Annotated in this window: 19 protein-coding genes; 9 read left to right on the top strand and 10 right to left on the bottom strand. The window is 68.7% G+C overall.

Going from position 1 to position 24,256, the window contains the following annotated elements; genetic code table 11:
- Positions 1–9: 9 nt before the first annotated feature.
- Positions 10–2,007 carry a hypothetical protein gene (locus Q664_RS01840; RefSeq protein ID WP_043389167.1) on the bottom strand — a complete coding sequence of 666 codons (1,998 nt, stop codon included), beginning with the start codon at positions 2,005–2,007 and terminating at the stop codon, positions 10–12.
- Positions 2,008–2,011: 4 nt separating this feature from the next.
- The gene (locus tag Q664_RS01835; protein WP_235216515.1) at positions 2,012–3,094 is read right to left on the bottom strand and encodes a DUF3142 domain-containing protein; all 1,083 of its coding nucleotides are present in this window, start codon (positions 3,092–3,094) and stop codon (positions 2,012–2,014) included.
- Between the two features lie 327 nt (positions 3,095–3,421).
- Here Q664_RS01835 and Q664_RS01830 point away from each other — a divergent pair, with 327 nt between their 5' ends.
- The gene (locus Q664_RS01830) at positions 3,422–6,451 is read left to right on the top strand and encodes an error-prone DNA polymerase (protein WP_043389284.1); all 3,030 of its coding nucleotides are present in this window, start codon (positions 3,422–3,424) and stop codon (positions 6,449–6,451) included.
- Between the two features lie 8 nt (positions 6,452–6,459).
- On the opposite strand, the gene Q664_RS57240 is transcribed toward Q664_RS01830, so the two are convergent.
- From Q664_RS57240 to Q664_RS01820, 3 genes are read right to left on the bottom strand one after another with little or no spacing between them, the layout of a single operon-like run.
- Entirely contained in the window at positions 6,460–7,092 is a 633-nt protein-coding gene (locus Q664_RS57240) for a hypothetical protein (RefSeq protein WP_152621850.1), read from the bottom strand.
- A 14-nt stretch (positions 7,093–7,106) separates the two neighbouring features.
- Positions 7,107–8,033 carry a diacylglycerol kinase catalytic domain-containing protein gene (locus Q664_RS01825; RefSeq protein WP_043389164.1) on the bottom strand — a complete coding sequence of 309 codons (927 nt, stop codon included), beginning with the start codon at positions 8,031–8,033 and terminating at the stop codon, positions 7,107–7,109.
- A complete protein-coding gene (locus Q664_RS01820; RefSeq protein WP_052517548.1) occupies positions 8,026–9,003 on the bottom strand; it encodes an SPFH domain-containing protein in 978 nt (325 codons plus the stop codon). The genes Q664_RS01825 and Q664_RS01820 overlap by 8 nt, the downstream gene beginning before the upstream one ends.
- 243 nt (positions 9,004–9,246) lie before the next feature.
- Here Q664_RS01820 and sitA5 point away from each other — a divergent pair, with 243 nt between their 5' ends.
- The 4 genes from sitA5 (at position 9,247) to Q664_RS01810 (ending at position 12,432) form a co-directional block, all read left to right on the top strand.
- Entirely contained in the window at positions 9,247–10,701 is a 1,455-nt protein-coding gene (sitA5, locus tag Q664_RS01815; protein ID WP_481954990.1) for a SitA5 family polymorphic toxin, read from the top strand.
- Positions 10,698–11,117, top strand: coding sequence for a DUF2019 domain-containing protein (locus Q664_RS54375; RefSeq protein ID WP_084609469.1), 420 nt, complete (start codon positions 10,698–10,700; stop codon positions 11,115–11,117). The genes sitA5 and Q664_RS54375 overlap by 4 nt, the downstream gene beginning before the upstream one ends.
- A gap of 19 nt (positions 11,118–11,136) precedes the next feature.
- Complete coding sequence (locus Q664_RS54370) at positions 11,137–11,508, top strand: DUF2019 domain-containing protein (protein ID WP_075207289.1); 372 nt, start codon at positions 11,137–11,139, stop codon at positions 11,506–11,508.
- A gap of 129 nt (positions 11,509–11,637) precedes the next feature.
- Complete coding sequence (locus Q664_RS01810) at positions 11,638–12,432, top strand: alpha/beta hydrolase (RefSeq protein ID WP_152621848.1); 795 nt, start codon at positions 11,638–11,640, stop codon at positions 12,430–12,432.
- 21 nt (positions 12,433–12,453) lie between these two features.
- On the opposite strand, the gene Q664_RS01805 is transcribed toward Q664_RS01810, so the two are convergent.
- Complete coding sequence (locus Q664_RS01805) at positions 12,454–14,115, bottom strand: acyl-CoA dehydrogenase family protein (RefSeq protein ID WP_043389157.1); 1,662 nt, start codon at positions 14,113–14,115, stop codon at positions 12,454–12,456.
- A gap of 68 nt (positions 14,116–14,183) precedes the next feature.
- On the opposite strand from Q664_RS01805, the gene Q664_RS01800 reads away from it, so the two are divergent.
- Entirely contained in the window at positions 14,184–16,127 is a 1,944-nt protein-coding gene (locus tag Q664_RS01800) for an ATPase (protein ID WP_043389155.1), read from the top strand.
- A 30-nt stretch (positions 16,128–16,157) separates the two neighbouring features.
- Here the strand turns inward: Q664_RS01800 and Q664_RS01795 are convergent, their stop codons facing one another.
- Positions 16,158–16,958 carry a WbqC family protein gene (locus tag Q664_RS01795; RefSeq protein ID WP_425117388.1) on the bottom strand — a complete coding sequence of 267 codons (801 nt, stop codon included), beginning with the start codon at positions 16,956–16,958 and terminating at the stop codon, positions 16,158–16,160.
- Between the two features lie 17 nt (positions 16,959–16,975).
- Positions 16,976–18,085, bottom strand: coding sequence for an endonuclease/exonuclease/phosphatase family protein (locus tag Q664_RS51430; RefSeq protein WP_052517545.1), 1,110 nt, complete (start codon positions 18,083–18,085; stop codon positions 16,976–16,978).
- Positions 18,086–18,464: 379 nt separating this feature from the next.
- Between Q664_RS51430 and Q664_RS51425 the strand changes: the two genes are divergently transcribed.
- Positions 18,465–20,867 (top strand): ATP-binding protein, encoded by a 2,403-nt coding sequence (locus Q664_RS51425; protein ID WP_235216514.1) that lies wholly within the window; start codon positions 18,465–18,467, stop codon positions 20,865–20,867.
- Between the two features lie 6 nt (positions 20,868–20,873).
- Here Q664_RS51425 and Q664_RS01775 read toward each other — a convergent pair whose 3' ends face one another.
- Together Q664_RS01775 and Q664_RS01770 are read right to left on the bottom strand one after the other, a co-directional pair.
- On the bottom strand, positions 20,874–21,665 hold the full coding sequence (locus tag Q664_RS01775) for a phytanoyl-CoA dioxygenase family protein (protein ID WP_075207287.1): 792 nt from the start codon (positions 21,663–21,665) through the stop codon (positions 20,874–20,876).
- Between the two features lie 2 nt (positions 21,666–21,667).
- Complete coding sequence (locus Q664_RS01770; protein ID WP_043389154.1) at positions 21,668–22,660, bottom strand: aldo/keto reductase; 993 nt, start codon at positions 22,658–22,660, stop codon at positions 21,668–21,670.
- 63 nt (positions 22,661–22,723) lie between these two features.
- Here Q664_RS01770 and Q664_RS01765 point away from each other — a divergent pair, with 63 nt between their 5' ends.
- Both Q664_RS01765 and Q664_RS60430 read left to right on the top strand, forming a co-directional pair.
- On the top strand, positions 22,724–23,677 hold the full coding sequence (locus tag Q664_RS01765) for an alpha/beta fold hydrolase (protein WP_043389151.1): 954 nt from the start codon (positions 22,724–22,726) through the stop codon (positions 23,675–23,677).
- A 123-nt stretch (positions 23,678–23,800) separates the two neighbouring features.
- Positions 23,801–24,256, top strand: a 456-nt coding sequence (locus Q664_RS60430) for a DUF4215 domain-containing protein (RefSeq protein WP_235216513.1), incomplete at its 3' end; no start/stop codon positions are given.

Here is a 24,256-nt window from a genome sequence, read left to right as displayed (position 1 = left end):
CGAGCCATCCTACTGGCGGCGTTTGCGGCGTACGAGGACCACGGCGCCCAGCATGGGCAGCAGGAAGCCCGCGCCCACCGTGGCCAGGGTGCGCAGCCTCCAGGTCCGCCAGGGCATGGCAAGCTTCTGGTTGCGCAGCCGCTCGAAGTCCGGCTCCGGGCAGCGCTCGCCAAACAACGTCGTGTCGTAGATCAACGCTCCGTTCTTCACGTAGGTGGCCCAGAGCCGCTGGACGCGCTCCGGCTCGGTGCGCGCGACGAATCGCGCGGCGTGGCACAGGAGCGCGGCGTATGCCTGACTGCGGGGAGGCACCAGCGCCGCGGCCTGCTCGGCGAGATCCGCCGCCGTGGAGCGGTAGTGGAAGCGCCGCGTATGCGGTGGTGCGTGGGCGGTCAGCCGCGCGCGCTCCGCCTCCGAGTCGAGCGGCGGATCTCCCAGGCTGGCTCGCGCGGGGGAACCCTCGGAGGCCCGCTGGAGCTCGGCATTCCACTCGCCCACGTCGTACAGGCCCGCCACCCAGGCCCAATCTGGTGCCACTTCGGTGCCCATGATCTCCATGCCCGTGGAGCGCGCGAGCCGCGCCGCCGCGTAGAGCGCCTGAGCCTCATCCAGGTCGCGCCAGGCGGACCGGGCCTGCTCGAGTGCCTCCACGTACTTGCGCGCGGGCTCCTCCCACTTCGTGCCGAGGAAGTACTCCAGGGACTCCTGGCCACGCCCGCCGCGCAGCAGGCGCCGCCCGAGGAGCAGACGGAGCTGGGCATTCACGTCCTGGCGCTCGTTCTCCTCCTGCCACAAGCCAGGATCGGGCTTGCACTGGAGCTCCGGGCTGGAGGCATGGGCCGCGATGAACCGCTGCAACTCCTCCACCGTCAGCACGCGCTCCGCGACATAGGCGATGTCCGGCCAGGAGCAGGTCTTCAGCACGAGCTCCGCCGCCTGTGGGAAATCGCCGCGCAGGAGCGCCAGGAGCGTCCGCTCTCCCTCCACATGGGCCCGTGGACGCTGCGGCGTCAACCAGTCCTGGGGCGCCCAGTTCTCCTGGGGCGGGAAGCCCTCCGCGGCTTCCGCGAGGAACCGCTCCGCCGCCGCATTGTCTCCCCGGCGCACCGCCAGCTTCGCCTGCACCCAGGCGGCGAGCGGGGTCCGCTCCTGTCCGGCGAAGCGCTCGGCCAGGTCGAAGCGTCCCGCGCGCCACGCTCCCGCCGCCAGCCGGTCCGCTCCGGCCAGTCCGGGCACGGCCGCGAGTGCCTCCAGCAGACGCCGCAGCGGCGTGGGGGACTCCGTGGTGTCGTCCACCCATAGGATCTCCTGCCCGCGCGTCCAGGCATAGGTGGCCATCAGGCGCTGCCCCAGGGGCTCCCTCAACACCTGGAGCAGGCGCGCTTCGTCACGGGCAATGGCCCGGGCCATGAACAGCAGGGAGGTTGTTCCGTTCCAGCTCCCGTGGGCCGCCTGCTCCGCGTAGAGCTGGAGCGCTCCCGTGTCGTCACCCGCTCTCAGCAGGGGCCGTGCTTCCTCGCCCAGGCTGGCGACCGCCAGGCCCAGCGGATCATCGAAACCCTCTCGCACCAGAGCGCGCACCTCGGCGAAGCGCTGCCGTGCTTCCTCCAGCTCGGTGCCCGCACCCGCCATCCGCCCCAACATGAAGGCCGCGAAGGTGGAGAACCGGCGGCGCTCCCCGGCGGGCAAGGCGAGCACCTCCAGGAAACGGGCACGCGCCTCGTCCCAGTGCCCCGCGTGGAAGGCCTTCGCACCGGACTGGTACAGCTCCGTCTCGCGGGCACCGCCACCCGTCCGGGCTCCCTCCGGCTCCGCGGCGGACTCGACGACGACGAAGGTGTCCGCCGGCTTCGGCAGCAGGTGCGAGGCCTCGTGCAGGAAGGCACCGTCCGGCAGTTCCGCCAGCAGGTGTGCCCGATCGCCCAGCAACACGGGCGGGAAGTCGGGGCCGCAGGCGCGCGCGCGGCGCACGGGAGTGAGCACCACCAGGAAGACCAGGAACGTCAATGCACTACGGAGCAGCAATGGCCACCTCGGATCCCCGGACGAAGCCAATGACACGGCGCTCGCCGGCGCGCAGCCGGGGAGGCATGCGCGCCACGAGCGAGGTCCCTCGCGGGGCATAGCCGCCCACACCATCGAGGACCTCGAGATTTCCAGAAAGGGTGAGGCTCGCGGGAGCGGGGGCGTCCACGCGGCCGGTATTCTCGATGACGATGTCCAGCGTGCCTCCGCCCGCGTCCACCAGTCGGGGGAGGAACCGCGGGTCGAGCGATTCACCGCGCACCACCGCCGAGAGGGTGGACGTGCTCCACGCCTCTGGATCGCCCCGGTGGCCGAGCCGGAACCAGACGATGCCCGCGACTCCCTCCACGGGGCGCTCGCGCAGTCCGGCGAGGAAGCGGGCCACCTCGCGAGGCTCCGCGGACAGGGGCGTCCCGTCGCGCAGCCGCACACGGTAGGTGGGGAGCGCCACGTGGAAGGGACGGCGGGTGACCCGGGACCAGGCCTCGATGAAGCTCCGGGCCTCGTCGGGGGTGAAGAGCGTGGGAGCACGCACGGCGTGCACCTGGAGCACGATGCCATCGGGAATGGAGACGAGCCGGGCGAGTGCCGGCGAGGTGCTCCACGTGGGTAGCGCCGTGAGGGAGAGCGCCAGGTCTCCGAGTGCCACGCGCTCGCGCGCCAACCAGTCCGCGTAGGCGGGCAGTGCGGCGGTAGCGCAGTCATGATCCAGCTCGATGCCCCGGACGCGGACGCCCTTCGCCCGCCAGGCCCGGGCGTGGGTGGCGACCTCCTGGAGGGAGATGCCCTCGAGCGGCGCCGTGCCATCCACGCGCATCACCGCCACCACCTCGCGGCCGCTGCGAGCCAATGCCTCCACATCCACCGCGATGTCCACCGGCGTGCGGGAGGGTCCAGAGCGCTCGCGAGCCAGCACGCGGAGAGCGCCCAGTTCCGAGGGAACGTCCGCGATGGACTGCTCCAACTCCGGGCTCCAGTCGCGCTGCCAGACGTAGGCCTCGTGGACGAGCTGCTGTGATGGCCGTGAGTCCCCGCGCGAGCAAGCGAGGCCGAACGCGAGGAGCAACATGCCTGGCGGCATCCAGGTGCATCGTCGTATCGAGGACACCTTGGAATCCTAACCCGGTTCGAGCGGCCCCACTCCCTCGCCCTCCGGGAGAGGGCTGGGGTGAGGGTATCCGGCTCCCAGGTTCCCACCCGTGTGAATCCCCTCTCCCTCTGGGAGAGGGTCAGGGTGAGGGTCTGGATCAGACGTCCCAGGTTCCACCCCGTGCCACACCCGGCAAGAAGGTCATGCGGGATGATCCCACTTCCCCAGTGACGAGACACGGCGGGTAGCCTCAACATACCTACCGGGGCGGACCTTCCGCCTGAACGGCCGCTCAGTAGGGTGGCGATCGTGTACGCCGAGCTGGTCTGCCGGTCGAACTTCTCGTTTCTGCGCGGGGCATCGCACCCCGAGGAACTGATCCAGGCAGCGGCGGAGCGGGGACTGTCCGCCGTGGCGCTGGCGGATGGGGACGGCCTGTACGGAGCGGTGAAGGCCCACCTCGCGGCGAGGGAAGCGGGAATCAAATACCTGATCGCCAGCGAGCTGACACTGATGGATGGCCCGCCGGTGGTGGTGTACGCGCAGGACGCGAGGGGCTACGCGAACCTGAGCCGGCTGATCTCGAAGAGCCGGATGTTGCACCCCAAGGGCGAGGCGGGCCTGCCGTGGCGCGAGCTGGCGGAGGGCAACGAGGGGCTGCTGGCGCTGCTGCCGTACCCCGTGGCGGCGGATCGGGTGGGGCCGCTGGCGGAGTCCTTCGGGGATCGCTTCTACGTGGGCATGTGCCGCACGCTGTCCTCTGGGGACGAAGCGCGGGTGGCGAAGGCGAAGGCACTGGCGAAGACACTCGGGGTGCCGCTGTGCGCGCACAACGACGTGCACACGCACCAGCGGAGCCGCCAGCCGTTGCAGGACGTGCTCACGGCCATCCGGTACAAGACGACGCTGGGGCAGCTCGGGACGAGGAGGCTGCCCAACGCGGAGCGGACGCTGAAGGGGCCGGAGGAGATGGCGCGGCTGTTCGCGGACTGCCCGGAGGCGCTGGAGCGCACGGTGGAGCTGGCGAGCCGCTGCAACGCGACGCTGGACGGGCTGCGCTATCACTTCTCGGAAGAGGATCTGCCGCCGGGGCACACGACGTCGACGTGGCTGCGCGAGCTGACGTACCAGGGGCTTCAGGTGCGCTACCCGGGAGGCGTGCCGCCCGAGGTGGTGAAGCAGATCGAGCACGAGCTGAAGCTGATCGCGGCATTGGATTTCGCGGGGTACTTCCTGGCGATCTGGGACATCGTCCGGTTCGCGCGCTCGAAGGGGATTCTGTGCCAGGGGCGTGGGAGCGCGGCGAACTCGGCGGTGTGCTACGCGCTGAGCGTGACGGCGATCGATCCGGTGCGGATGGGGCTGCTCTTCGAGCGCTTCCTGAGCATGGAGCGCAAGGAGCCGCCGGACATCGACGTGGACTTCGAGCACGAGCGGCGCGAGGAGGTGCTGCAGTACGTGTACGAGAAGCACGGCCGGCACCGTGCGGGGATGGTGTGCGAGGTCATCTGCTACCGGGGGAGGCTGGCGCTGCGCGAGGTGGGCAAGGCGCTCGGGCTGTCGCTGGACCAGGTGGACCGGCTGGCGAAGGTGGCGGGGGCGCACGGCGAGATGTCGCTGGAGCTGCTGAAGGAGGTGGGGCTGTCGGAGGAGGACCGGCGGGTGCGGCAGACGCTGGCACTGGCGCAGGAGATCGAGAGCTTCCCGAGACACCTCTCCATCCACGTGGGCGGGTTCGTCATCACGCGTGAGCCGCTGGTGGAGATGATCCCGGTGGAGAACGCGGCGATGAAGGGCCGCACGGTGGTGCAGTGGGAGAAGGACGACCTGGAGGCGGTGGGCGTCCTGAAGGTGGATCTGCTGGGGCTCGGGATGCTGACGGCGCTGGCGAAGTGCCTGGCGCTGATCAAGGAGCACCACGGGCGCGAGCTGTCGCTGGCCACGATTCCGGCGGAGGATCCGAAGGTCTACGAGATGCTGTGCAACGCGGACTCGATCGGGGTGTTCCAGATCGAGAGCCGGGCGCAGATGAACATGCTGCCGAGGCTGAAGCCGCGGTGTTTCTATGACCTGGTGGTGGAGATCGCGCTGATCCGGCCGGGGCCGATCGTCGGGGACATGGTGCATCCGTACCTGCGGAGGCGGGAGGGGAAGGAGCCGGTGGAGTACCCGTCGGAGGACGTGCGGCGGATCCTGCAGAAGACGCTGGGGGTGCCGCTCTTCCAGGAGCAGGCGATGAAGCTGGCGATGGCGGTGGCGGGCTTCACGCCGGCGGAGGCGGACGGACTGAGGCGAGCGCTGTCACACAAGCGGGCGGAGGAGCGGCTGGGGCCGTACCACCAGCGCTTCGTGGAGGGTGGAGTGGGGCGGGGATACTCGCCCGAGTACGTGGACACGTTGTTCCGCCAGTTCCGCGGGTTCGCGCACTACGGCTTCCCGGAGAGCCACTCGGCGAGCTTCGCGCTGCTGGCGTACGCGTCCTCGTGGCTGAAGTGCCACTACCCGGCGGCGTTCACGGCGGCGCTGTTGAACTCGCAGCCGATGGGCTTCTACGCGCCGCACACGCTGGTGGCGGACGCGCAGCGGCATGGGGTGAAGGTGCTGGGCGTGGACGTGAACCACTCGGGGTGGGACTGCACGATGGAGGAGGGCGGGGCGCTGCGGTTGGGGATGCGGATGATACGAGGGCTCCAGGAGGCAGCGGGGAGGCGGGTGGAGTCAGCGAGACAGGGAGGGCGCTACGCGAGCATCGGCGAGCTGGCGAGGCGGACGCGGGCACCTCGGCACGAGCTGGCACGGCTGGCGCTGGCGGGGGCGCTGGGGAGCATCAGCGGCTCGCGGCGGGACGCGCTGTGGGAGATCCAGGCACTGGGCCCGCTGGAGGAGACGGACCTGTTCTTCGGGATGGCGATGGACGGGACGCAGGTGGAGCTGCCGCAGATGAACGTGGCGGAGCGGGTGAGCAAGGACTTCGAGACGGTGGGGGTGTCGCTGGAGAAGCACCCGCTGGAACTGTTGAGACCGGCACTGCGTAAGAGGGGCGCGGTGACGGCGGCGGGGCTGGAGCGGGTGCGAGCGGGGGCCCGGGTGGCGGTGGGCGGGATGCTCATCACCCGGCAGATGCCGCCGACGGCGAAGGGGTTCTGCTTCCTATCGCTCGAGGACGAGACGGGGATCGCGAACCTGGTGGTGGCGCCGGACGCGTACGCGCGGTTCCGTAAGGACATCCATGGCGCGTTGTTCCTGGTGGGGCAGGGGGTCCTGGAGAAGACTGGGAAGGTGCTGAACGTGAAGGTGCAGCACCTGGAGCCGCTCGCCCAGGGGCTTCCGGGCTGAGTTTGGTTTCAGAGGACTCGCACCAAGCCTACAGCGAAATACCCTCCACCGACTTGACGATAGGCCGCAATATCCGTTGCGAAACTTCCAAGGTAAATGGGGGTAACCTGGTTGAATTGCTCACACCCAGCCAGCATTGCTTCGCGATCTTTGCCGTAATCGCTTCGACGGCCATACCAGATCGCAAGCAGGAACCGTTCTTCGGCAGGGCTCCAGGTTCGCAGTTTGTCTAGATCATCTCGCAGCACATTCAGAGTTTTAGCGTGGTTGTTCTGCCACCACTTCATCTCGAAAACCCACTGCGCATTCCCAGATGCATCTCGCACCACGAGATCTGCTTTCTGAGCTAAATTTGATGGGTATGCCGCTTCCCACCCTACTGGCGCTACAGGCAACCATGCCTTGAAAACCGTATAGGCAAGGGCCGTTTCAAAAAGGGAGCCGACACCTTGATTGTAATGAGGGTGATATGTGGACGCGAACCCTCGAGCTGTGCCTAGCGCAAACCGAGATGAGAGGTCGTCGTCCTCTGTCTTCAGCGCGTGGAGAGCAATTTGCATCAGACTTTCCAGGCGCTCATGGTCTGATGGGATCTTGTTGAACCACTCTTCGTGCAAGTGGTACCAGCTCGGCACGGGCATGCGGTTTGCTCCTTCTAGGAGACGACAAGCCTAGCGCGCTGGGTCGCCGGACGCACTCGGGCCGTGGTTCCCGCGTTGAATGCTAAAAAGTCCTCCTCGATACCGTCGCTGAAGATGACGCCCCCCGAGGGCATCCGCGACTCCACCTCCAGTTCTTGCTGAGCGCTGACGAATCCGGCCACCACGCTGGCCGCCGAGTGCCGGCTGATGAAGGGCTCGCGCACCACGAAGGCCAGCCGCGGGTCCTCCCAAGTCATTCGCCAGGGCTGGCCCGGCTGTCCACCCGTTGCCGCCGTGAGTCCCTGGGCGAGCGTGAACACCGAGGACAGCCAGCCGCTCGAGCCCGCGCCCGTGGAGACGATGATGCCGCTGGAGGACTGGGACTCGGCGCGCTTCTCGTAGTGCAGCATGTATCGCGCGGAGACGTGGGTTCGCGCCCCGAGGAACAAGTCGTTGAACCCGAGCAGCCGCTGGCCATCGCTCAGCACCACCTCGGCGAGCGTCACTTCGCGGAAACGGGCGTGTGACTCCAGCACATGGCGCACCGCCACCCGCGCTTTGTCGACGCCGAAGGGCAGCAGTACGCCATCGAAGCGCTCGGGGTCCGGGTTGACGCCGACGATGGGCTGCGAGCCCACGTACTTGGCCACGTTGGCCACCAGGCCATCCTGGCCCACCGTCGCCACCAGTTCCTTGCCGGTGAAGAGGAAGGTGGGCACCAGCGAGCGGTCCACCTGCTGCACCGGCAGGCCGAGCTCCAGCAGCTTGTGCAGCGCATCGAGCGAGCGGCGGTAGGTGTCATCCTCCCGCGCGTAGTCCTCGAAGTCCTGGCCGGCGTGCTCCAGGTAGAAGCGCGCCTGCGAGCGCGTGTTGAAGCGCTCCACCAGCTCGGCGAGCCTCGTCTTGCGGGTGACGAGGACAATCTTCTCGTACTCAGCCATGGCGGCCCTGGTTGCCGGACGGAGCCGAGAGCAGCGAGCGCAGCAGGTCCGGGGACACATTCAGCTCGCCAATCTTCCCCGCGTTCTCCGCCATCTCGCGGAAGGCGAGCGCGATGTTCAGCTTGGGATCGTTCCCGCCTCCGGCCGCTGCCATGAGCACCTTCCAGTCCACGTCCCGCACCGGGGCGAGCGTCTTCTCCAGCGCGTAGGCCTTGGCCTCGGCGGCCTTGCGCTCATTCTCGCTCCAGCGCTCCATGAAGGAGGCGCGCTGCTCCTCCACGGCGATGTCCGCGGCGATCTGTGCCTCGCGGATCTGCCGCTTGCCGGCCTCCACGGACAGCTCGGTGGCGATCTCGTTCTCCTTGATGCGGCGCTCCTGCTCCACGGCGGCGTTGCGGCGGGCGTAGATGGCCTCGTCCGCGCGCCGCTGGAGGGCCTCGCGGGCCTCGGCCTCCAGGGCTCGAGCCATCTCCGGGGTAGGGCGGGCCGAGAGCAGCGAGAAGCCCTGCACTTCCACACCGAGCATCCGCACTGCCTCCGTCTCCCGCAGCGCCGCGAGCACCTTGCCTTCGATGGTGGCCGCTTGCACGAGCACCTCGCGCAGGGGCATGGACTGCACCACCGTGCGGGCGCGCACCTGGGCAATCTGGACGAGCCGCTCCTCGAGCTTCGAGGGGTCTTCCGAGGCGTACTCGCCCGAGGGCTTCACCGAGTAGTCGAGCAGCCCGGCGAGCAGCTTGGGGTCGGCCACGCGGTAGGTGAGCTGGCCCTGGAGGGTGACGGCCTGGAAGTCCTGGGTGATCTCGTTGAAGGCGAAGGGCACGTCCGAGCTGGCGAGCGGCACGGCGACCACGGTGGTGGTGGGTGCCCAGTAGAAGAAGGAGAGGCCTGGCCCCTCCCGCTTCACCCGTCCATCCTTGAACTGCATGACGTACGTCGTCGGAGGCGCCTTCATGTACCGGATGCTCATGGCCGGACTCTTCCTGTCTTCGTGTTTTATTGACACCAACATAGTGTCCATAAGACACTGATGCAACAGGGAATGAATCCGTGGATGCGCTCTCTCCCTCTAGGAGCGGGCTGGGGTGAGGGTGTATGGCCCCAGGGGTTGTGCCGCACGTAACCAATCCGGCTCCCTGACGGAGCCGTCGGCTTGACAGTGGGACTCGTGACCACCTGACATCTGGACCCCCAGGTAAAGAGAGGTCCAGCCATGTCTACTCATCATGCTCCCTCGAGTGAGCGGCGGCGCTCGCGGGTGGGGGCGTTGGCCCTGGTGGCGCTGGTGCTCCTTGGGGCGTGCACTCCGGTCGCGTCCTCGGGGGGACGGCTGATGGCACAGCGCGACCAGCCACCAGGGATGCGCCAGCCCTCGGAAACCCGGGAGTGGACAGAGGCGGCCTGGGGAGGGGCGGGTCATGACGCGCTGCTCTTCGCCAGGTTGCCCACGGACTTCGCGCCGGTGCGACTCGGGGAGGCGGAGTTCAAGGACGCACTGGTGAGGATGGTGCTGGACATGCCGCTGCGGGTGGTCTCCTCCGCCCCTGAGAGACGCGGCGGCCAGTGGATGCCCGGCACTGGGGGCTCGGACGGAGAGGCGTGGCAGGCAGAACTGACCCGGTCCTACATACGTCACTGCGAGCAACGCGGAACGCCGGGTGACTGCTTCATACGTCTCGAGGACGGGCCCCTCCTCCAGGAGGATGACAAGCGAAGCATCGCCATGGCCCTGGCGGTGGGCCCGGCGCTGGAGGGCGTGGACGCGGAGGTGCGGGCCATGCTCGATCCGACGCGAGTGCTGGCGACGCTCAGCATCTCCATCACGGCCTACATGGCGCTGTTGGCGGCACCGGATCCGGTGATGACCAAGGGCGTAGCGGCGGGGGCTGCATTGCTCTTGTGGGGCTATCTCGGGTTCGAGTTCTTCGATCTGATCCGAGCCTATAGGCGGCTCTCCGAGGAAGCGGCGCGGGCCACCACGTTCGAGGAGCTGCGCGAGGCGGGCGAGCGGTTCGGCCAGGTCATTGGCCCCAACAGCGTGCGCATTCTCGTTTTGGTGGGGACGGCGGCGGTCGGGGAGACAGCGGCACTCATGTCCAGGGCGCCGAAGCTGCCGAGCTTCGGGCAGGCCTCACGTACCGTCGAGCTCAACACCGGCTGGAACCTGATGGAGGCGGCGGTCGGAGCCGAGCGGGTCATCGTGTCCGTGCCCGAGGGAACGCTCCGGGCCGTGCTGCCCATGACTGCGGTGGCCATGGCGGCCCGGGGCGGTGGTGACAAATCCTCTGGAGGAGGGAGCGGGACACCCAAGGAGGGCAGAGTGCTTCCGAGTGGGCACCGGGCCTTCAAGTCCTTCGACGACTTCAAGGACTTCGTGGGCCCTGCGGGCGAGGGCAAGCAATGGCATCACATTGTCGAGAAGCGCGAAGCCAATCTGAAGCGGTTTGGCTCTGAAGCTCTGCACAATACAGAGAATGTCGTTCCTTTGGAGGAGGGTTTGCATGCTGACGTGAGCGCATTCTATTCGTCAAAGCAGGAATTCATCACCGGCTCTCCAGGCTTGACCGTACGGCAATGGCTTAATACGCAATCCTATGAAGTCCAACGTCAATTTGGATTGAGAGCCATCGAAAACATCAGGAGTGGAGCTTGGCGAGGTCGAAAATGAGTCTCGAAGAGCTTGTTGAGGCATTTGCCCGCCATACGGCAGCACAGACCGACGCGATTTTTCGCGGAGATGCCAAGGCAGGAAACAAACACGCCAATAAGCGCCTTGCCGCGTTCAAGAAGTTGCGCGCTCATGGGGATGCCGGACGGGATGCGCTCGCTGTACTCTTCAAACACCCGCGCATGGATGTTCGCGTCATGGCTGCGGCATATCTGCTTCGTCACCGAACAGCGGAGTCTAAAGCTGTTCTGGCGGATATATCGAAGGGAGAAGGGCTGGCTGCGTTTGGAGCGTCCGAGGCATTGAAGCGTTGGGAAGAAGGAGTCTGGGCCCTGGACCCCGCAGACCCCCCTGTAGAGGAAGGTGGCAATGAGCCAGGTAACCCGGCCACATGGGGCTCCTCTAGCAAACGTTGAAGCGTTTCAAGCCTATGCCATGAAGAAGACGCAGTTGAAGAAGCTTTCGGTTGAGCAGTTGATTGAAATGACTAGGACCGCTTCCGCCGAGAGGTGGCGTGCCATTGAGGCAGGCAGGCCTAAAGACGGGAATCGCATGTTTGATCTTCTCGTTGCAATTCGCAGGGAATTGCGAATGAGAGGTCTGGACGCCCAGCTCCAGTTTTTGAGGTTGCTCGATGATCCAGAACCGGGGATTCGTTGTTGGGCTGCGGTATCTGTTTTGGAGTTCGCTCCGAGTGAGGGGGAGCGAGTGCTTGCGGAACTCGCTAAACTGCCTGACAGCTTGGTGGGCTTTTCCGCAGAGTTGACGCTGGAGCAATGGAAAGCAGGTACCTTCAAACCTCTTTGATGCTTTGGCGGAGTGGACGTTGGAGGAGTGGAGGGCGGGAACTTTGAAGCCACTATGAGGAGTTCTGACGTGGAGACCGGTCTGGCGTAAGGTACCGCCATGGATCGTCTCCTCCGAGGAGCGAAGCGGATGTTGCTCCTGGTACTGGTCACGGTGGTCATCGCGTACGTGGGCATCTGCCTGCTGGTGTTCCTCAATCAGCGGCACATGGTGTTCCCGGTCCCTCCAGGGGCTCGTGAGCCCTCGCTGCGTGGGGCTACGCTCCTGCGCATCCCGGGACCCGTCGGCTCGATGGTCTACGCGTTCCATGTACCCGCCCCGGCGGGGGCGCCAACCGTGGTGCACTTCCACGGCAATGGCGAGCAACTCGCGGACGGGGCGTGGCTGGCGCAGCGCTTCCAGGAGGCGGGACTCGGGTTCTACGCGGTGGAGTACCCGGGCTATGGGCTCGCGGCCGTGCAGGCGCCTTCCGAGACTGGCATCTACGCGGCTGCTGAGACCGCGCTGGAGCACCTGCACCAGCAGCTGGGTGTGCCTCGCGAACTCACGGTGCTGCAGGGACAATCACTCGGCTCGGGCGTGGCGGTCGAGATGGCGAAGCGGGGCCACGGCTCGCGGCTGGTGCTCATCACACCCTACACCTCCATCGTGGAACTGGGGGCGAGGCTCTTCTCGTGGCTCCCCGCGAGCCTGCTCGTGAGGGATCCGTTCGACAACGCGGCCAAGGCTCCCGGGCTGAAGCTGCCGGTGCTCATCGTCCACGGGACGCGGGATGAGGTCGTTCCCGTGGACATGGGGCAGACGTTGGGAACCTTGTTCCCGAATGCCACCGTGCGCCTGCTCGAAGGCAAGCGTCACAATGATGTGCTCGATCAACCCGCCACTCTTCAAGAGCTGGTGCGGTTCGCACAGGGTGGTTCGTAGCCACCCTCGCGGGGAAGACAGTCAAGACACCAGCAGCCGCGCGTCGTCCAGGTCCATGTCGGCGATCAGGTCCACGCCGTTGCGCATGAGCCGGCGCGCCGCCGCCATGGCTCTCGGGCCGTGTCCATTGTCCAGGCACCATTGCGCGTGCTCCACCAGCAGCGCCAGCTCGTACGTGCGGCCTAGCGTCAGTGAGAACCGCCTCGCCCCGGCCTCCACCCCCGCCGGGTTCTCCATCGCTTTCATCACCCACGCCCGCGCCTTCTCCAGCGAGTCTTGCGCCGCCGCCACGCACGGTCTCAGCCCCGCGTCCTTCGCCGCCCCCAGCCGTCGCTCCGCGTCCGCGTACAAGGCCTCCAGCGCGCCGCCCTTCGCCATCGCCCTCAGCGTGTCCAGCGAGAGCACGTTCGTCGTCCCCTCCCAGATGCTCAGCACCTGCGCGTCCGCCAGCAGCCTCGGCAGCCCCGTGTCCTCCACGTAGCCCGCTCCGCCGAAGCTCTCCACCGCCTCCGACGTCACGTGCACCACCTGCCTCCCCGTCGTCAGCTTCGCCAACGGCGTCACCAGCCGCTGCAACAGCAGCTCCTCCTCCGTCGCCGTCCTCGCCTCCATCTTCCCCAGCAGCTCCACCGCCCGGAACGCCAGCAGGAACCCACCGTGGAACTCGGCCTCCAGCCCCGCCAGCGTGTCCACGTGCAGCGGCTTCTCCGCCAGCGGCGCCCCGAACTGCACCCGCCGCTTCGCGTAGTCCCTCGCCAGCGCCAGCGCCCTCCTCATGCTCCACGCGGCGCCCATCGCGTTCCACGTCCGCGTCACGTTCAGCATCCACGCCATGTTCCGGATGCCGTCCGTCAGCCCCGCCACCGGTACCGCCAGCGTCCCGTCCAGCGTCAGCTCCGCCGTCGGCACCTTCCTCGTCCCCAGCTTGTCCTTCAGCCGGTTGATCTGGATCCCGTTCAGCCTCCCGTCCGCCCCTCGCGTCTCCACGTAGAAGATCGCCAGCCCCTTGCCCCCGGGTCCGTTCCCTTCCGGCCTCCCCAGCGTCAGCGCCATCTGCGCCGTCGTCGCCGAGGTGAACCACTTCGTTCCGTACAGCCTCCACCCCTCGGGTGACTGTCTCGCCGCCGTCTGCGTCAGCCCCACGTCCGAGCCGCCCGTCCGCTCCGTCATCCACTGGCCCGACGTCCAGAACGTCTTCGGGTCCCTCGACGTCAGGTGGGGCAGGGCGCGCTCGATCAGCTCCGGGTTCCCCAGCGACAGCAGCGTCCGCGCCGCCCCGTCCGTCATCGCCAGCGGGCACGAGTAGACGTCCAGCGACGGCTGCACCAGGTAGTTCAGGGCGAACTGGTGGATGCGCGAGCGATCTCCGTTCTTCTGCTCGTACGCCACCGCCACCAGGCCCCGCTTCGCCGCCAGCGTCTCCGCCTCCTTCCACAGCGGCGACACCTCGATGTGGTCCACCCGGTGGCCCCAGGCGTCCCACTGCGTCAGCTCCGGCTCATTCAACCGGTCCCCGAGCTGGAACTGGTACAGGGGCCCGCCTCCCAGCTCGCCCAGCTCCCGGAACTCGTCCTCCAGCCCCGTCCGCATCTCCTTCGGCAGCACCCGCTCCAGGTAGCCGCGCAGCAGCGCGTCGTCGTCGTACTGGTTTCCAAGCCTCGGCGGTTCCTGGAAGAAGCTCATACCCGGCAAGCTAGCATCGAGCCGCGCCTGGTTCCTGCTAGACTCGTCCGTCCCAACCCGGAGCAACCATGCCCGAGCAGCGGAGGCCAGGGGCGAATCCCCCTCCATTCGAGTCCCCCGAATTCGAGACCGACACGGGTCACACCGCCAACCCACGGGAGACTCCCCCCGTGGGCAATGTGCTCTCCGCGCCTCCCAAGCTCCGGAACCCCTCGGGGCAGGGTCCCGCCCAGGGCGGCCCGGCGCGGACTCCCCCCCAGGGCGGTGCCCCCGAGCGCCGTCCCCTCGGTCCCAGTCCCTTCCTCGAGCGCCGCGCCCCGAGCCCTCCCAGCCCCGAGGCCCGCCGCGTCATCTCCAACCTTCCCACGGAGCAGCTCCCCCCCGTGCCCGCGGAGCTGCGCCGCCAGGCTCCTCCCGTGCCCAGCATGGACCTGGCCGCCGTTCCCCTGGAGAAGCGGTCCGCGCCTCCCGTGCCCAGCATGGAGATGGCTCCCGTCCCCATGGAGCAACAGCGCCGCCCGGCCCCGCCGGTGCCCTCCATGGATCTGCCCTCCGTCATCGTGGATCAGCGCCGTTCCGCTCCCCCCGTCCCGACGTCGGAGCTGCCTCCCGTCCCCGTCGAGATGCGGCGGCCCACGATGGGTGGCATGGCCGTTCCCGGCTCCGAGCGCAGGATGACCGGCACCATGCGCCGCGCCGCCATCGCCGACGGTGGGGGCGCTCCGAGCTCCGCCGGCTTCTGGCCCGCCCAGCCGCGCACCCTCTCCGAGACGGGGCTCACCGCCTCCATGGTGGAGGAGCTCGTCCTCAAGGCCATCTTCTACGCCGGCGAGATGCGGGGCATGGACATCGCCAACCGCCTCAAGCTCCCCTCCACCATCATCGATGAGGTCGTCGAGGGCCTGCGCCGCCAGAAGTACATCGACATCCGCGGCGGCGGCGGCTCGGGCGTGGGCAAGTCCACGATGATCTACCAGCTCACCACGTTCGCCACCGACGTGCTGCGGCAGATCCTCGATCGCAACCGCTACAACGGCCCCGCTCCCGTCACCCTCCAGGAGTGGATCGACTCGGTCAAGAAGCAGACCGTCCGCGGCAATCGCATCACCCGCAACCGGATGGAGGACCAGTTCGGCGACCTCATCATCCGCGACTACATCTTCGATGGCATCGGCCCCGCCATGAACTCGGGCCGCGCCATCTTCTTCTACGGGCCCCCCGGCAACGGAAAAACCGCCATCTGCCAGGGCATGGTCAACTGCTTCGACGGCGAGATCTTCGTCCCCCACGCCATCCTCATCGACGACTTCGTCGTCCGCATCTACGACAGCATCCTCCACAAGCCCATCGAGGACGACGACACCACCCCCTCCTATGATCGGCGCTGGGTCCGCTGCCGCCGGCCCCTCGTCGTCGTCGGCGGTGAGCTCACCCTCGAGATGCTCGACCTCGTCTACTCCCCCGAGGTCAAGTACTACGAGGCCCCCTTCCAGATGAAGGCCACCAACGGGATGCTCCTCATCGACGACTTCGGCCGTCAGAAGGTCTCCCCGAAGGATCTCCTCAACCGGTGGATCGTCCCGCTCGAGAGCGATGTGGACATGCTCACGCTCCACACCGGCAAGAAGATCCAGGTCCCCTTCGACGTCTTCGCCGCCTTCTCCACCAACCTCGATCCCAGTGACCTCGTCGACGACGCCTTCCTCCGCCGCGTCCGCTACAAGCTCGAGGTCCAGCCCCCCGATGAGGAGCTGTTCCATCAGATCTTCGACGTCATGTGCCGCAAGCGCGGCGTTCCCTATGACTCCGAGATGGTCCAGTACCTCATCGATACCCATTACAAGCCCGTTGGCCGCCGCTTCGCCGCATGCCAGCCTCGTGACCTGCTCGATCAGATGATCGATATGGCGCACTACCGCGGAATGGCGCCGCAGTTGGATCAGGACCTCATCGATTCCGCGGTGCGGAGTTATTTCGTCCGGTTCGACAAGGAGCGCGGGGGCGGGCGCTGACGGAGGCGGGGAAGGCCGTAGACCCTCACCCTAACCCTCTCCCAAAGGGAGAGGGGATGGGGCGAAGGGGCCCCAGGGGCTCGGCTTGAGCCACTCGCGCACTTCGTCCACCGGCACGTTCGACAGCACGTCCACGATCGACAGGCCCACGACGAAGCGCTCTCCCTTGCGCCCCTGGTCGTATGCCGGGTAGCGGAACTTCTGCCACAGCAGCCGTACCCCCGCCTCCCGGAATGGCCCCGGCTTCAGGTACAGCGACCCCACCGCCGAGTAGTACGTCCCCATTCCCAGCTGCGTGCAGTACGACGCCAGCCTCCCCGTCTTGTCCGGGTGCGAGCGGTCCAGCTTCGATGCCAGCTCCACCCTCGGGCTGATGCCCAGCGGCTCGTTGAAGAGCGCCATGCTCGCCAGCAACGTGCGCAGCAGCGAGCCCGGGCCCTGTTCCTTCTCCGCCTCCGCGTAGAAGCCTTCCAGCCTCGGCAGCACCTGGCTCCGGAAGTAGGGCCTCCTCCCGTACAGCATCGTCAGCGTCGCCAGATGCTTGCGCGTCCACCGCTGCCCCGTGTCCACCGCCAGCTCGGAGATCCGCGTGTCCCGGTGCGCTCCCTCCAACGGTATCGTCAGCCACTGGAACGCCGGTTCGGTGGGGGCGGGCAGGGGAGTGCCCGGCGGGAGTGCCACCCGCGCCCTCCGCTGCCAACCCCTCCTCAGCCACTGCACGTTGTCCAGCACCAGCAGGGTGTCCGCCCTCGCCACCTGCTCGTAGAAGTCCAGCCACGGCAGGTAGTGGGGTTGCTCGGCGACCAGGACTCCCGCGTGCGGCTCCGTCACGGGTCTCAGTGTAGGTGTCACATGCGCAGGCGCGCCACCACTCCCGACAGCTCCGGCTTCCACGGGCTGAACCGCTCCTCCAGCGCACCTCCCACTCCGTACGCCAGCACGGGGCCCATCCGCCGCGGGCCCGGCGCCACCGGCTGGCGCACCAGCACCAGCTCGAGGCGCTCCGGCATCGCGAGCGGCAGCTCCGCTCCCACCAGCCGCGTGCGCCCCGGCCGGTGCGTCCACACGTCCACGTAGCCCGCCAGCAGCAACTCCCGGTACGTGGGCGCCCCCATCAGTCCCAGGTTGGCCGGCGTGTTGAAGTCCCCCACCAGCACCACCGGCAGCGACTCGCCGCGCAGCCTGCCAATCAGCTCGCCCACCTGCGCCACCTGCACGCGCAGCCCCTGCTCGTCCGGCGCCGGCTCCAGGTGCGTGCTGACGAAGCGGTACTTCCGGCCCTCCACCTTCGCCGCCACCGACACCCAGCCCCTCGGCAGCGCCACCGGCTCCTGGCCCGGCCGCCGCACCTCCCGGCGCGCCACGTAGTTGCCCGCTCGCGCCTCCTTCACCTCCACGTCCGCCCGCGCGAGAATCACGTCGAAGTCCGTCAGCCGCACGTCGTCGAACGTCGGCGCGCCACTCGTGAGCAGCGGCAGCTCCACGTCCGCGTTGCGCACCCGCGCCACCTCGCGGTAGTGCAGCCCGCGCGCCTCCAGCTCGCCCAGCAGCACCGGCAACACGTCCAGGTGCAGCGCCTCCGCCGGCCGCGTGCCTCCGAAGATCGCGTCCCCCGGCGACTGCCGCCGCACCTGCGTCACCTGTTGCAGTCCGATCAGGTGCGGCCGCGCGTATTGGATCTCCTCCGCCAGCTTGCGCGCCCGCGCCAGGACGTCCTCCTGCCGCAGTGCATCGAGCAGCTCCGCGGCGCGCACCGGCTCCTCCGCGAGCGGACCCTCCAGCACCTGCTCCAGGTGACTCCCACCCGACAGGCCGCGCGTCATCACCGTGAGGGAGCCCCGATCGAAGAGCTCGGACGTGGAGCGCTCCTCCCGTCCGTCCACCACCTGGGGCAGCGTCGCCACCTGACAGGCGCCGAGCGCCACCATCCATAGCCCCACCGCGATGCCGTACTTCATCTGCGACCCTCCCCCCCGGACCGACCCCGCCCCGAGCAACCCGTGCCCGCGTCCGACCTCGGCGGACCACCCCGAGGAGATAGGCCGCTCTTGCTCGAATGCCAGGGGACCGAGCCCCTTCTTCCACCCGGCCGACCACCATTGAGCACGTCGAGGTCGCACAAACGTTGGACACGTGGCAATAATGGGGGCTGTCCGCCCGCTGCACGGGCGGCCCATGGTGCCCCTCTTGCGCCTCCCAACCCTCCCCCGCGCAGAGCGAACGAGGGTAGGCTTCCGTCCAACGGAGAGCGGTTCTCCCCGGTTCGGGCGCTCATGGTGGACCGGAAGGGCCTCGATCTAGCAATCTTCTGTTCCCTTAGAATCCGCTCCTGCCTCCATGCGCTTTCTCCTCCTCAGTCGCGACGGTGACCACCCCATCGGGGCGGAGCTCTCCCGGATGGGACATGAGGTGGTGGTCGCCTCGGGCCCCGAGGTCACCGCCGCCACCATCTCCCTGGTGGATGTGCTGGTCGTTGGCGCCGAACAGGTCCGCGAGAAGTCCGATTGGTTCAACCGGCTGCGCGCGCAGATCCGCGCCGCCGAGGTGTCCGTGCTCGGCATGGCCGACGGCCTCTCGGAGGAGGACATCGCCCCGCTGATGGAGATCGGCGTGGACGACTACCTGGTCGCGCCCTTCAACCCGGTGGACGTGCGCGCCCGCATCGCCCTCTTCGAGCGCCGCTGCTACGCCTTCATGCGCCGGCAGTCCCACGAGGAGTCCGCGCGCGGGGAGATCGAGCGGCTGGCCGCCATCATCCAGACGCAGAACGACATCGCGCTGGCGGGGTTGGATCTGGACGTGGTGATGCGGCTCATCGCCGAGCGGGCGATGATCCTCTGCGGCGCGGGTGGCGCGGCCGTGGGCATCATCGAGGGCGAGGAGATGTACTACCGGGTCTGCACGGGCTACTCGAAGCAGTTCGAGGGCGCGCGCCTGCCCATCGCCAACACCATGGCCGGCAGCAGCGTGCTGCGCGGCGAGGTGATGCGCACCGACGACACCGAGCGGGATCCTCGCGCCAACGTGGCCGCGGCGCGCCGGCTCAAGGTGCGCTCGATGCTGAACGTGCCCCTCAAGCGCGATAACCAGACGGTGGGCGTGCTGAGCATCGCCTCGCAGGTGCCGTTCGCCTTCGTGGACTCGGACGAGCGCACGCTGGAGTTGATGGCCGGGCTGCTCGGGGCCGCCATGGGCAACGCCGCCGAGCACGCGGCGAAGCAGGCGCTGATGACGGAGGTGGCCTCCATCGTTACCGCGCTCCAGGAGAGCCAGCACCTCTTCGACTCCTTCCTCAACAACAACCCGGCGCTCGCGTACATGAAGGACGAGGCGGGCCGGCGCGTCTTCGTCAACGAGCCCTTCCGGCGCTTCTTCGGCCTGTCGCCCGGCGTGGACGTGAGCACCATCCCCGACGAGCAGCTCATGCCGGCGGAGACGGTGGCCCACCTGCGCGAGCAGGACGAGCAGGCCTTCAAGTCCGGCCAGCCCTCGGTCTCCGAGAGCATGATGCCCACGCCGGAGGGCGAGCCGCGTCAGTTCCTCACCTACCGCTTCATCGCCCGCGACAGCTCGGGCCGGCGCTTCCTCGGAGGCGTGTCCTTCGACATCACCGAGCGCAAGGCGGCGGAGGAGGCCCTGCGCCGCTCCGAGGAGAGCTTCCGCGCCCTCATCGAGGGCTCGCCCGAGGCCATCTTCGTGCACCGTGGCGGGCCGCTGCTCTACGTCAACCCGTCCGCGTCCTCCTTCCTGCGGCTCAAGGCCAGTGAGCTGGTGGGCCGCTCGCTGCTGGACTTCGTCCACCCGGAGGATCGCGGCGCCGCCGCCGGCACGCTCGATGGGTTGCCCGGCCGGGGCGCCTCCAACCGTGTGCGGGAGATCCGCTTCCTGCCTCCCGGCGGCGGTCTGCTCACGGCGGAGATCAGCAGCCTGCGGCTCGTCTTCGCCGGCCAGCCCGCCACGCTGGTGAGTGCGCGCGACCTGACCGAGCGCAAGCAGATCCAGGCGCGCCTCGTCGTCGCCGACCGGCTGGCCTCGGTGGGTACGCTCGCCGCGGGCGTGGCGCATGAGATCAACAACCCGCTGGCCTTCGTCATCTCCAACCTGTCGTTCCTCTCGGAGGAGCTGCAGGCCATCAACCCGCTGCTGCCCGAGGGGCGGCTCGGCGAGGTGGAGGAGGTGCTCCGGGAGACGAACGAGGGCGTCAACCGCGTGCGCCTCATCGTCCAGGACCTGAAGACGTTCTCTCGCGGCGACGAGGAGCAGCCCACGGCGGTGGATCTGAAGCGCGTCGTCGATTCGGCGCTGATGCTGGCGCGCGGCGAGCTGCGCCACCGCGCCAACGTGGTGAGGGAAGTGTCCTCCGATGTGCCGCTGGTGGAGGGCAGCGAGGCCCGGTTCGGCCAGGTGGTGCTCAACCTGCTCATCAACGCCGCCCATGCCATCAACGCCGGCCAGCCGGACAAGAACGAGATCCGCGTCACCCTGCGCGCGGAGAGCAACCACGCCATCATCGAGGTGAAGGACACCGGGTGTGGCATGCCCCGCGAGGTGATTGATCGCATCTTCGATCCGTTCTTCACCACCAAGCCGGTGGGAGAGGGCACGGGGCTCGGACTGTCCATCTGCCACGGCATCATCACCGGCTTCGGCGGGGAGATCACCGCCCACAGCGAGGTGGGCCGGGGCAGCATCTTCCGCATCAGCCTGCCCGCCATCCGCAAGAAGCTGAAGACGGCGTAGGGCGCCTCAGCGCGAGGCGTGGCGGAAGAGCGGGAAGAAGTCCCGAGGCGCCTTCTTCTTTCGCACGCAGCGGGTGTCCGCGCTCATGTAGCAGGCCGAGAAGCCCCGCCGCCGCTGGCCCGTGCGGCTCTGCCCCGAGCGGTGCCACACGGAGTTGTGGAGGAGCAGGACTTCCCCGGCCTCCACCGGCAGCGGCACCGCGAGCCGGTCCGCCCCTCGCGCCGCCACTTGATCCGGCGGCACCACGCCCCCGAGCGCCGTGGCCAGTCCCCAGCGGTGGCTCCCCGGCACCACCTCCACGCAGCCTCCGTCCAGGGGCGCGTCGTCCAGCGCCGTCCACAGCTGGAGCTCGGGATCCTTCGTGAGGCCCCACAGCTTGCCGCCGTCCTGGTGCCAGGGCAGCTCGCTGCCGCCCCGCTGGCCCTTGTGGAAGAGGATGGCCCGGTAGAGGCAGATGTCCCCGGGGATGAGCGTCCGCGCGAGGCGCTCGAAGAGGGGGTTCTCCATCCACTCGAGGAAGCGCGGATCCTTCTCCAGCTTCTCCAGCTTGCGGTAGTCCAGCGACGGCCCCTGCCAGCCGAGCCCCAGCGGCGCGTCCTCGTAGCGGCCCGTGGGCGCGTCCATCTGCCAGAAGAAGCCCGGGTAGCTCACCCGGCCCAGCATCAGATCGTCCGCGCGCTCGCGTAGCGCCTCCAGGCCCTCGGGGCCGAGCAGCCGGCCCAGGCGTGCGTAGCCGTGCTCGGCGTAGTGCGCCAGCGGCCCGGCCAGGTCGAACGTCTCCGCATCCACCGCCAACATGCTCACCTCGCGTACGTGGCGTCCGTGCCCAGCCACTCCCGGGAGAGCTCGTCCACGCGCGAGGCCACCTCCGGGGGCAGCGGCTTCGCGCAGGCGTCCAGCGCCGCGTCCAGGTGCTCCACCGTCGCCGGGCCGGCCAGCACCGAGTCCACCCCGGGCCGGCCCGCCAGCCACGCGTAGGCGAGCCCCACCAGCGTGAGGCCCGCGGCTTCCGCCACCTCGCGCAGGCGCACGGCCTGCTCCAGGAGGCGCTCGGACCAGTAGCGGCGCTGGTAGAAGCGGTTGCCGTCGAAGCGGGAGCCGGCGGGGATGGTGCCGCCCGGCACATGGCGTCCGGAGAGCAGCCCTCCGGCCAGCGGGTTGTAGACGGTGGTGTGGATGGGGTAGCGCCTCGTGAAGGGCAGGTACTCCACCTCCACCTGGCGCACCAGCACGTTGTAGAGCACCTGGGACACCGCCGGCCGGGGCATGCCGCGCGCATCGCACAGGCCACGCAGCTCCAGCAGTTGCCAGGCGGCGTGGTTGGACACGCCCCAGTGCCTCGCCTTGCCGGCGCGCAGCAGTCCGTGCACGGCCTCCAGCGTCTCCTCCACCGGCGTGGCGGCATCCGGGGCATGCAGGTAGAGCACGTCCACGTAGTCCGTCCCGAGCCGCTTCAGGCTGTCCTCCACCGCACGCACCACCTGTTCCCGGGCGAGGCCCTCGGGTTTGCCCCGAACGCGCGCCAGCCCCACCTTGGTGGCGATGCCCACCTCCGCCCTCCGGCCGCGCAGCGCCTGGCCGAGGAGCCGCTCGGCCTCTCCGTTGCCGTACGAGTTGGCCGTATCGAAGAAGGGCACGCCGCGCTCCAGGGCCCGGGCGATGAGCCGCTGCGCCTCGGGCGCCGGGGTGCGCGCCCCGAAGTTCATCGTTCCCACGGAGACGGCGGCGGGTGGCGCTCCGGACCCGGATGCACGGGGCTCGAGCCAACGCGAGAGGGGAAGGGGAGGGGTCATGATAGCCACTAGTGAACGCCGGACCTTGCGCCAATGGGGGAGCGGCCGAATGGTGGGTGCACTATGCCCTACCTCCGCCTCACCCGCTTCGTGACCGCTCCCGATGGCACCCGCGTCGCGTATCACACGCATGTGGGCAATGCCCCGGAGAGCGAGGCGGAACCCACGCTCGCCTCCCGTCCGTCCGTGCTGCTCACCAACGGCATCGGGACGTCGGAGAACTTCTGGCGCTACCTCGTCGCGGATCTGGAGCAGGACCACCGGGTGGTGCACTGGGACTACCGGGGCCACGGCCGCAGCCAGTTGTCCGTCAATGGCGACTACGCGCTGCGCGTCCACGTGGATGACCTGGAGCGCGTCACCGAGGAGATGATGGTCCGGGGAGATGGGCGCCCGCCCCACCACGTGGCGTTCTCCATGGGTGTCCGGGTGGTGCTGGAGCTGTACCGGCGGCGGCCGGAGCTGGTGCCCGCCATGACGCTCATCGCCGGCAGTCCGTCCTCTCCGGATCCGAGCGCCTGGTTCATCCCCTTGCCGGGTGGACACGCCACCCTCGGCCGCGCCCTGAAGACGCTGACGCCGCTGGTGCCCCGGGTGGCGCCGCTCGTCCATCAGGTGCTCGCCTCGCGGCTGGCGTATCCGCTCGGGCGGGTCTCGGGTCTGCTGAGGGCGCGTGCTCCGCGCGCGGACATCGTGGAGTTCCTGCTCGCCCTGCGCCGGATGGATCCGCAGGCCTTCTGGATGATGATGCGCGGCCTGGTGGACTGCCCGCCATGCTGGGACGTGCTGCCGGAGGTCCGGGTGCCCACGCAGATCATCGCCGCGAAGAACGATCTCCTGATACCCCTGCGCGAAATGGAGCGGATGCGCACGCGGATGCCCGCCGCGGAGTGGATGCTGGTGGAGGACGCGGGCCACGCGGGCCTGGTGGAGGCGGGCACGGAAATCGCCGAGGTCGTGCGCGCCTTCCGGCAGAGATGCGGGGTGGGCCCGGCGTACCCGGTGCTGACGCACTGAGAGGGGAGTTCCGCCCCGGGTGGAAGGGCGCGTATGTCACTGGGATGACCTCTCGGGCATGATGGGCGCCGATCCGGTCCCCTGCCTTTCGCGGGACTCTCCGTACCGGAGCAGGTGTTCCCGATGCTGCCAGCCCGCCGTCTCGGAATCGTTGCCTTCACCGCCTTGCTGTTCGTACTCACGGGGTGCGTTGAAGGGGAGGAAGCGGAGCGCTGTGGCGATGGCGTGGTGACTGGTGCCGAGCAGTGCGACGACGGCAACACCGTGGGCGGTGACGGGTGCGAGAACAACTGCACCCTGCCGGTCATCATCGGCACGGGCTTGGACGCGGGGCCGGGGACAGGGACGGACGCGGGGTCGTGGACGGACGCTGGCTCGGACGCGGGCACCCCAGCGGATGCTGGCCTCCCCGAGGATGCGGGCACCGTGACGGACGCGGGCAGCCTCGCGGATGCTGGCTTCCCCGCGGATGCGGGCACCGTGACGGACGCGGGTACCCCGACGGACGCGGGCCATGACGCGGGGACGTGGTGGCCGGATGCGGGCCATGACGCGGGAACCGGCGACGCGGGGACGTGG

Origin of the sequence: Archangium violaceum Cb vi76, from assembly GCF_000733295.1 — a bacterium.
Classification (GTDB): Bacteria; Myxococcota; Myxococcia; order Myxococcales; family Myxococcaceae; genus Archangium; species Archangium violaceum.
Note: the sequence above shows the minus strand (reverse complement) of the source record. Positions and strands in the feature narration are given on the sequence as shown.

Coding starts and splice junctions, on each gene's coding strand:
- Q664_RS54370 (WP_075207289.1), top strand. CDS start 11,137: ATGAAGAAGACGCAGTTGAAGAAGCTTTCGGTTGAGCAGTTGATTGAA.
- sitA5 (WP_481954990.1), top strand. CDS start 9,247: ATGTCTACTCATCATGCTCCCTCGAGTGAGCGGCGGCGCTCGCGGGTG.
- Q664_RS01775 (WP_075207287.1), bottom strand. CDS start 21,665: ATGTTGGCGGTGGATGCGGAGACGTTCGACCTGGCCGGGCCGCTGGCG.
- Q664_RS01800 (WP_043389155.1), top strand. CDS start 14,184: ATGCCCGAGCAGCGGAGGCCAGGGGCGAATCCCCCTCCATTCGAGTCC.
- Q664_RS51425 (WP_235216514.1), top strand. CDS start 18,465: ATGCGCTTTCTCCTCCTCAGTCGCGACGGTGACCACCCCATCGGGGCG.
- Q664_RS01770 (WP_043389154.1), bottom strand. CDS start 22,660: ATGACCCCTCCCCTTCCCCTCTCGCGTTGGCTCGAGCCCCGTGCATCC.
- Q664_RS57240 (WP_152621850.1), bottom strand. CDS start 7,092: ATGCCCGTGCCGAGCTGGTACCACTTGCACGAAGAGTGGTTCAACAAG.
- Q664_RS01805 (WP_043389157.1), bottom strand. CDS start 14,115: ATGAGCTTCTTCCAGGAACCGCCGAGGCTTGGAAACCAGTACGACGAC.
- Q664_RS01765 (WP_043389151.1), top strand. CDS start 22,724: ATGCCCTACCTCCGCCTCACCCGCTTCGTGACCGCTCCCGATGGCACC.
- Q664_RS54375 (WP_084609469.1), top strand. CDS start 10,698: ATGAGTCTCGAAGAGCTTGTTGAGGCATTTGCCCGCCATACGGCAGCA.
- Q664_RS01820 (WP_052517548.1), bottom strand. CDS start 9,003: ATGAGCATCCGGTACATGAAGGCGCCTCCGACGACGTACGTCATGCAG.
- Q664_RS01825 (WP_043389164.1), bottom strand. CDS start 8,033: ATGGCTGAGTACGAGAAGATTGTCCTCGTCACCCGCAAGACGAGGCTC.
- Q664_RS01835 (WP_235216515.1), bottom strand. CDS start 3,094: ATGTTGCTCCTCGCGTTCGGCCTCGCTTGCTCGCGCGGGGACTCACGG.
- Q664_RS51430 (WP_052517545.1), bottom strand. CDS start 18,085: ATGAAGTACGGCATCGCGGTGGGGCTATGGATGGTGGCGCTCGGCGCC.
- Q664_RS01810 (WP_152621848.1), top strand. CDS start 11,638: ATGTTGCTCCTGGTACTGGTCACGGTGGTCATCGCGTACGTGGGCATC.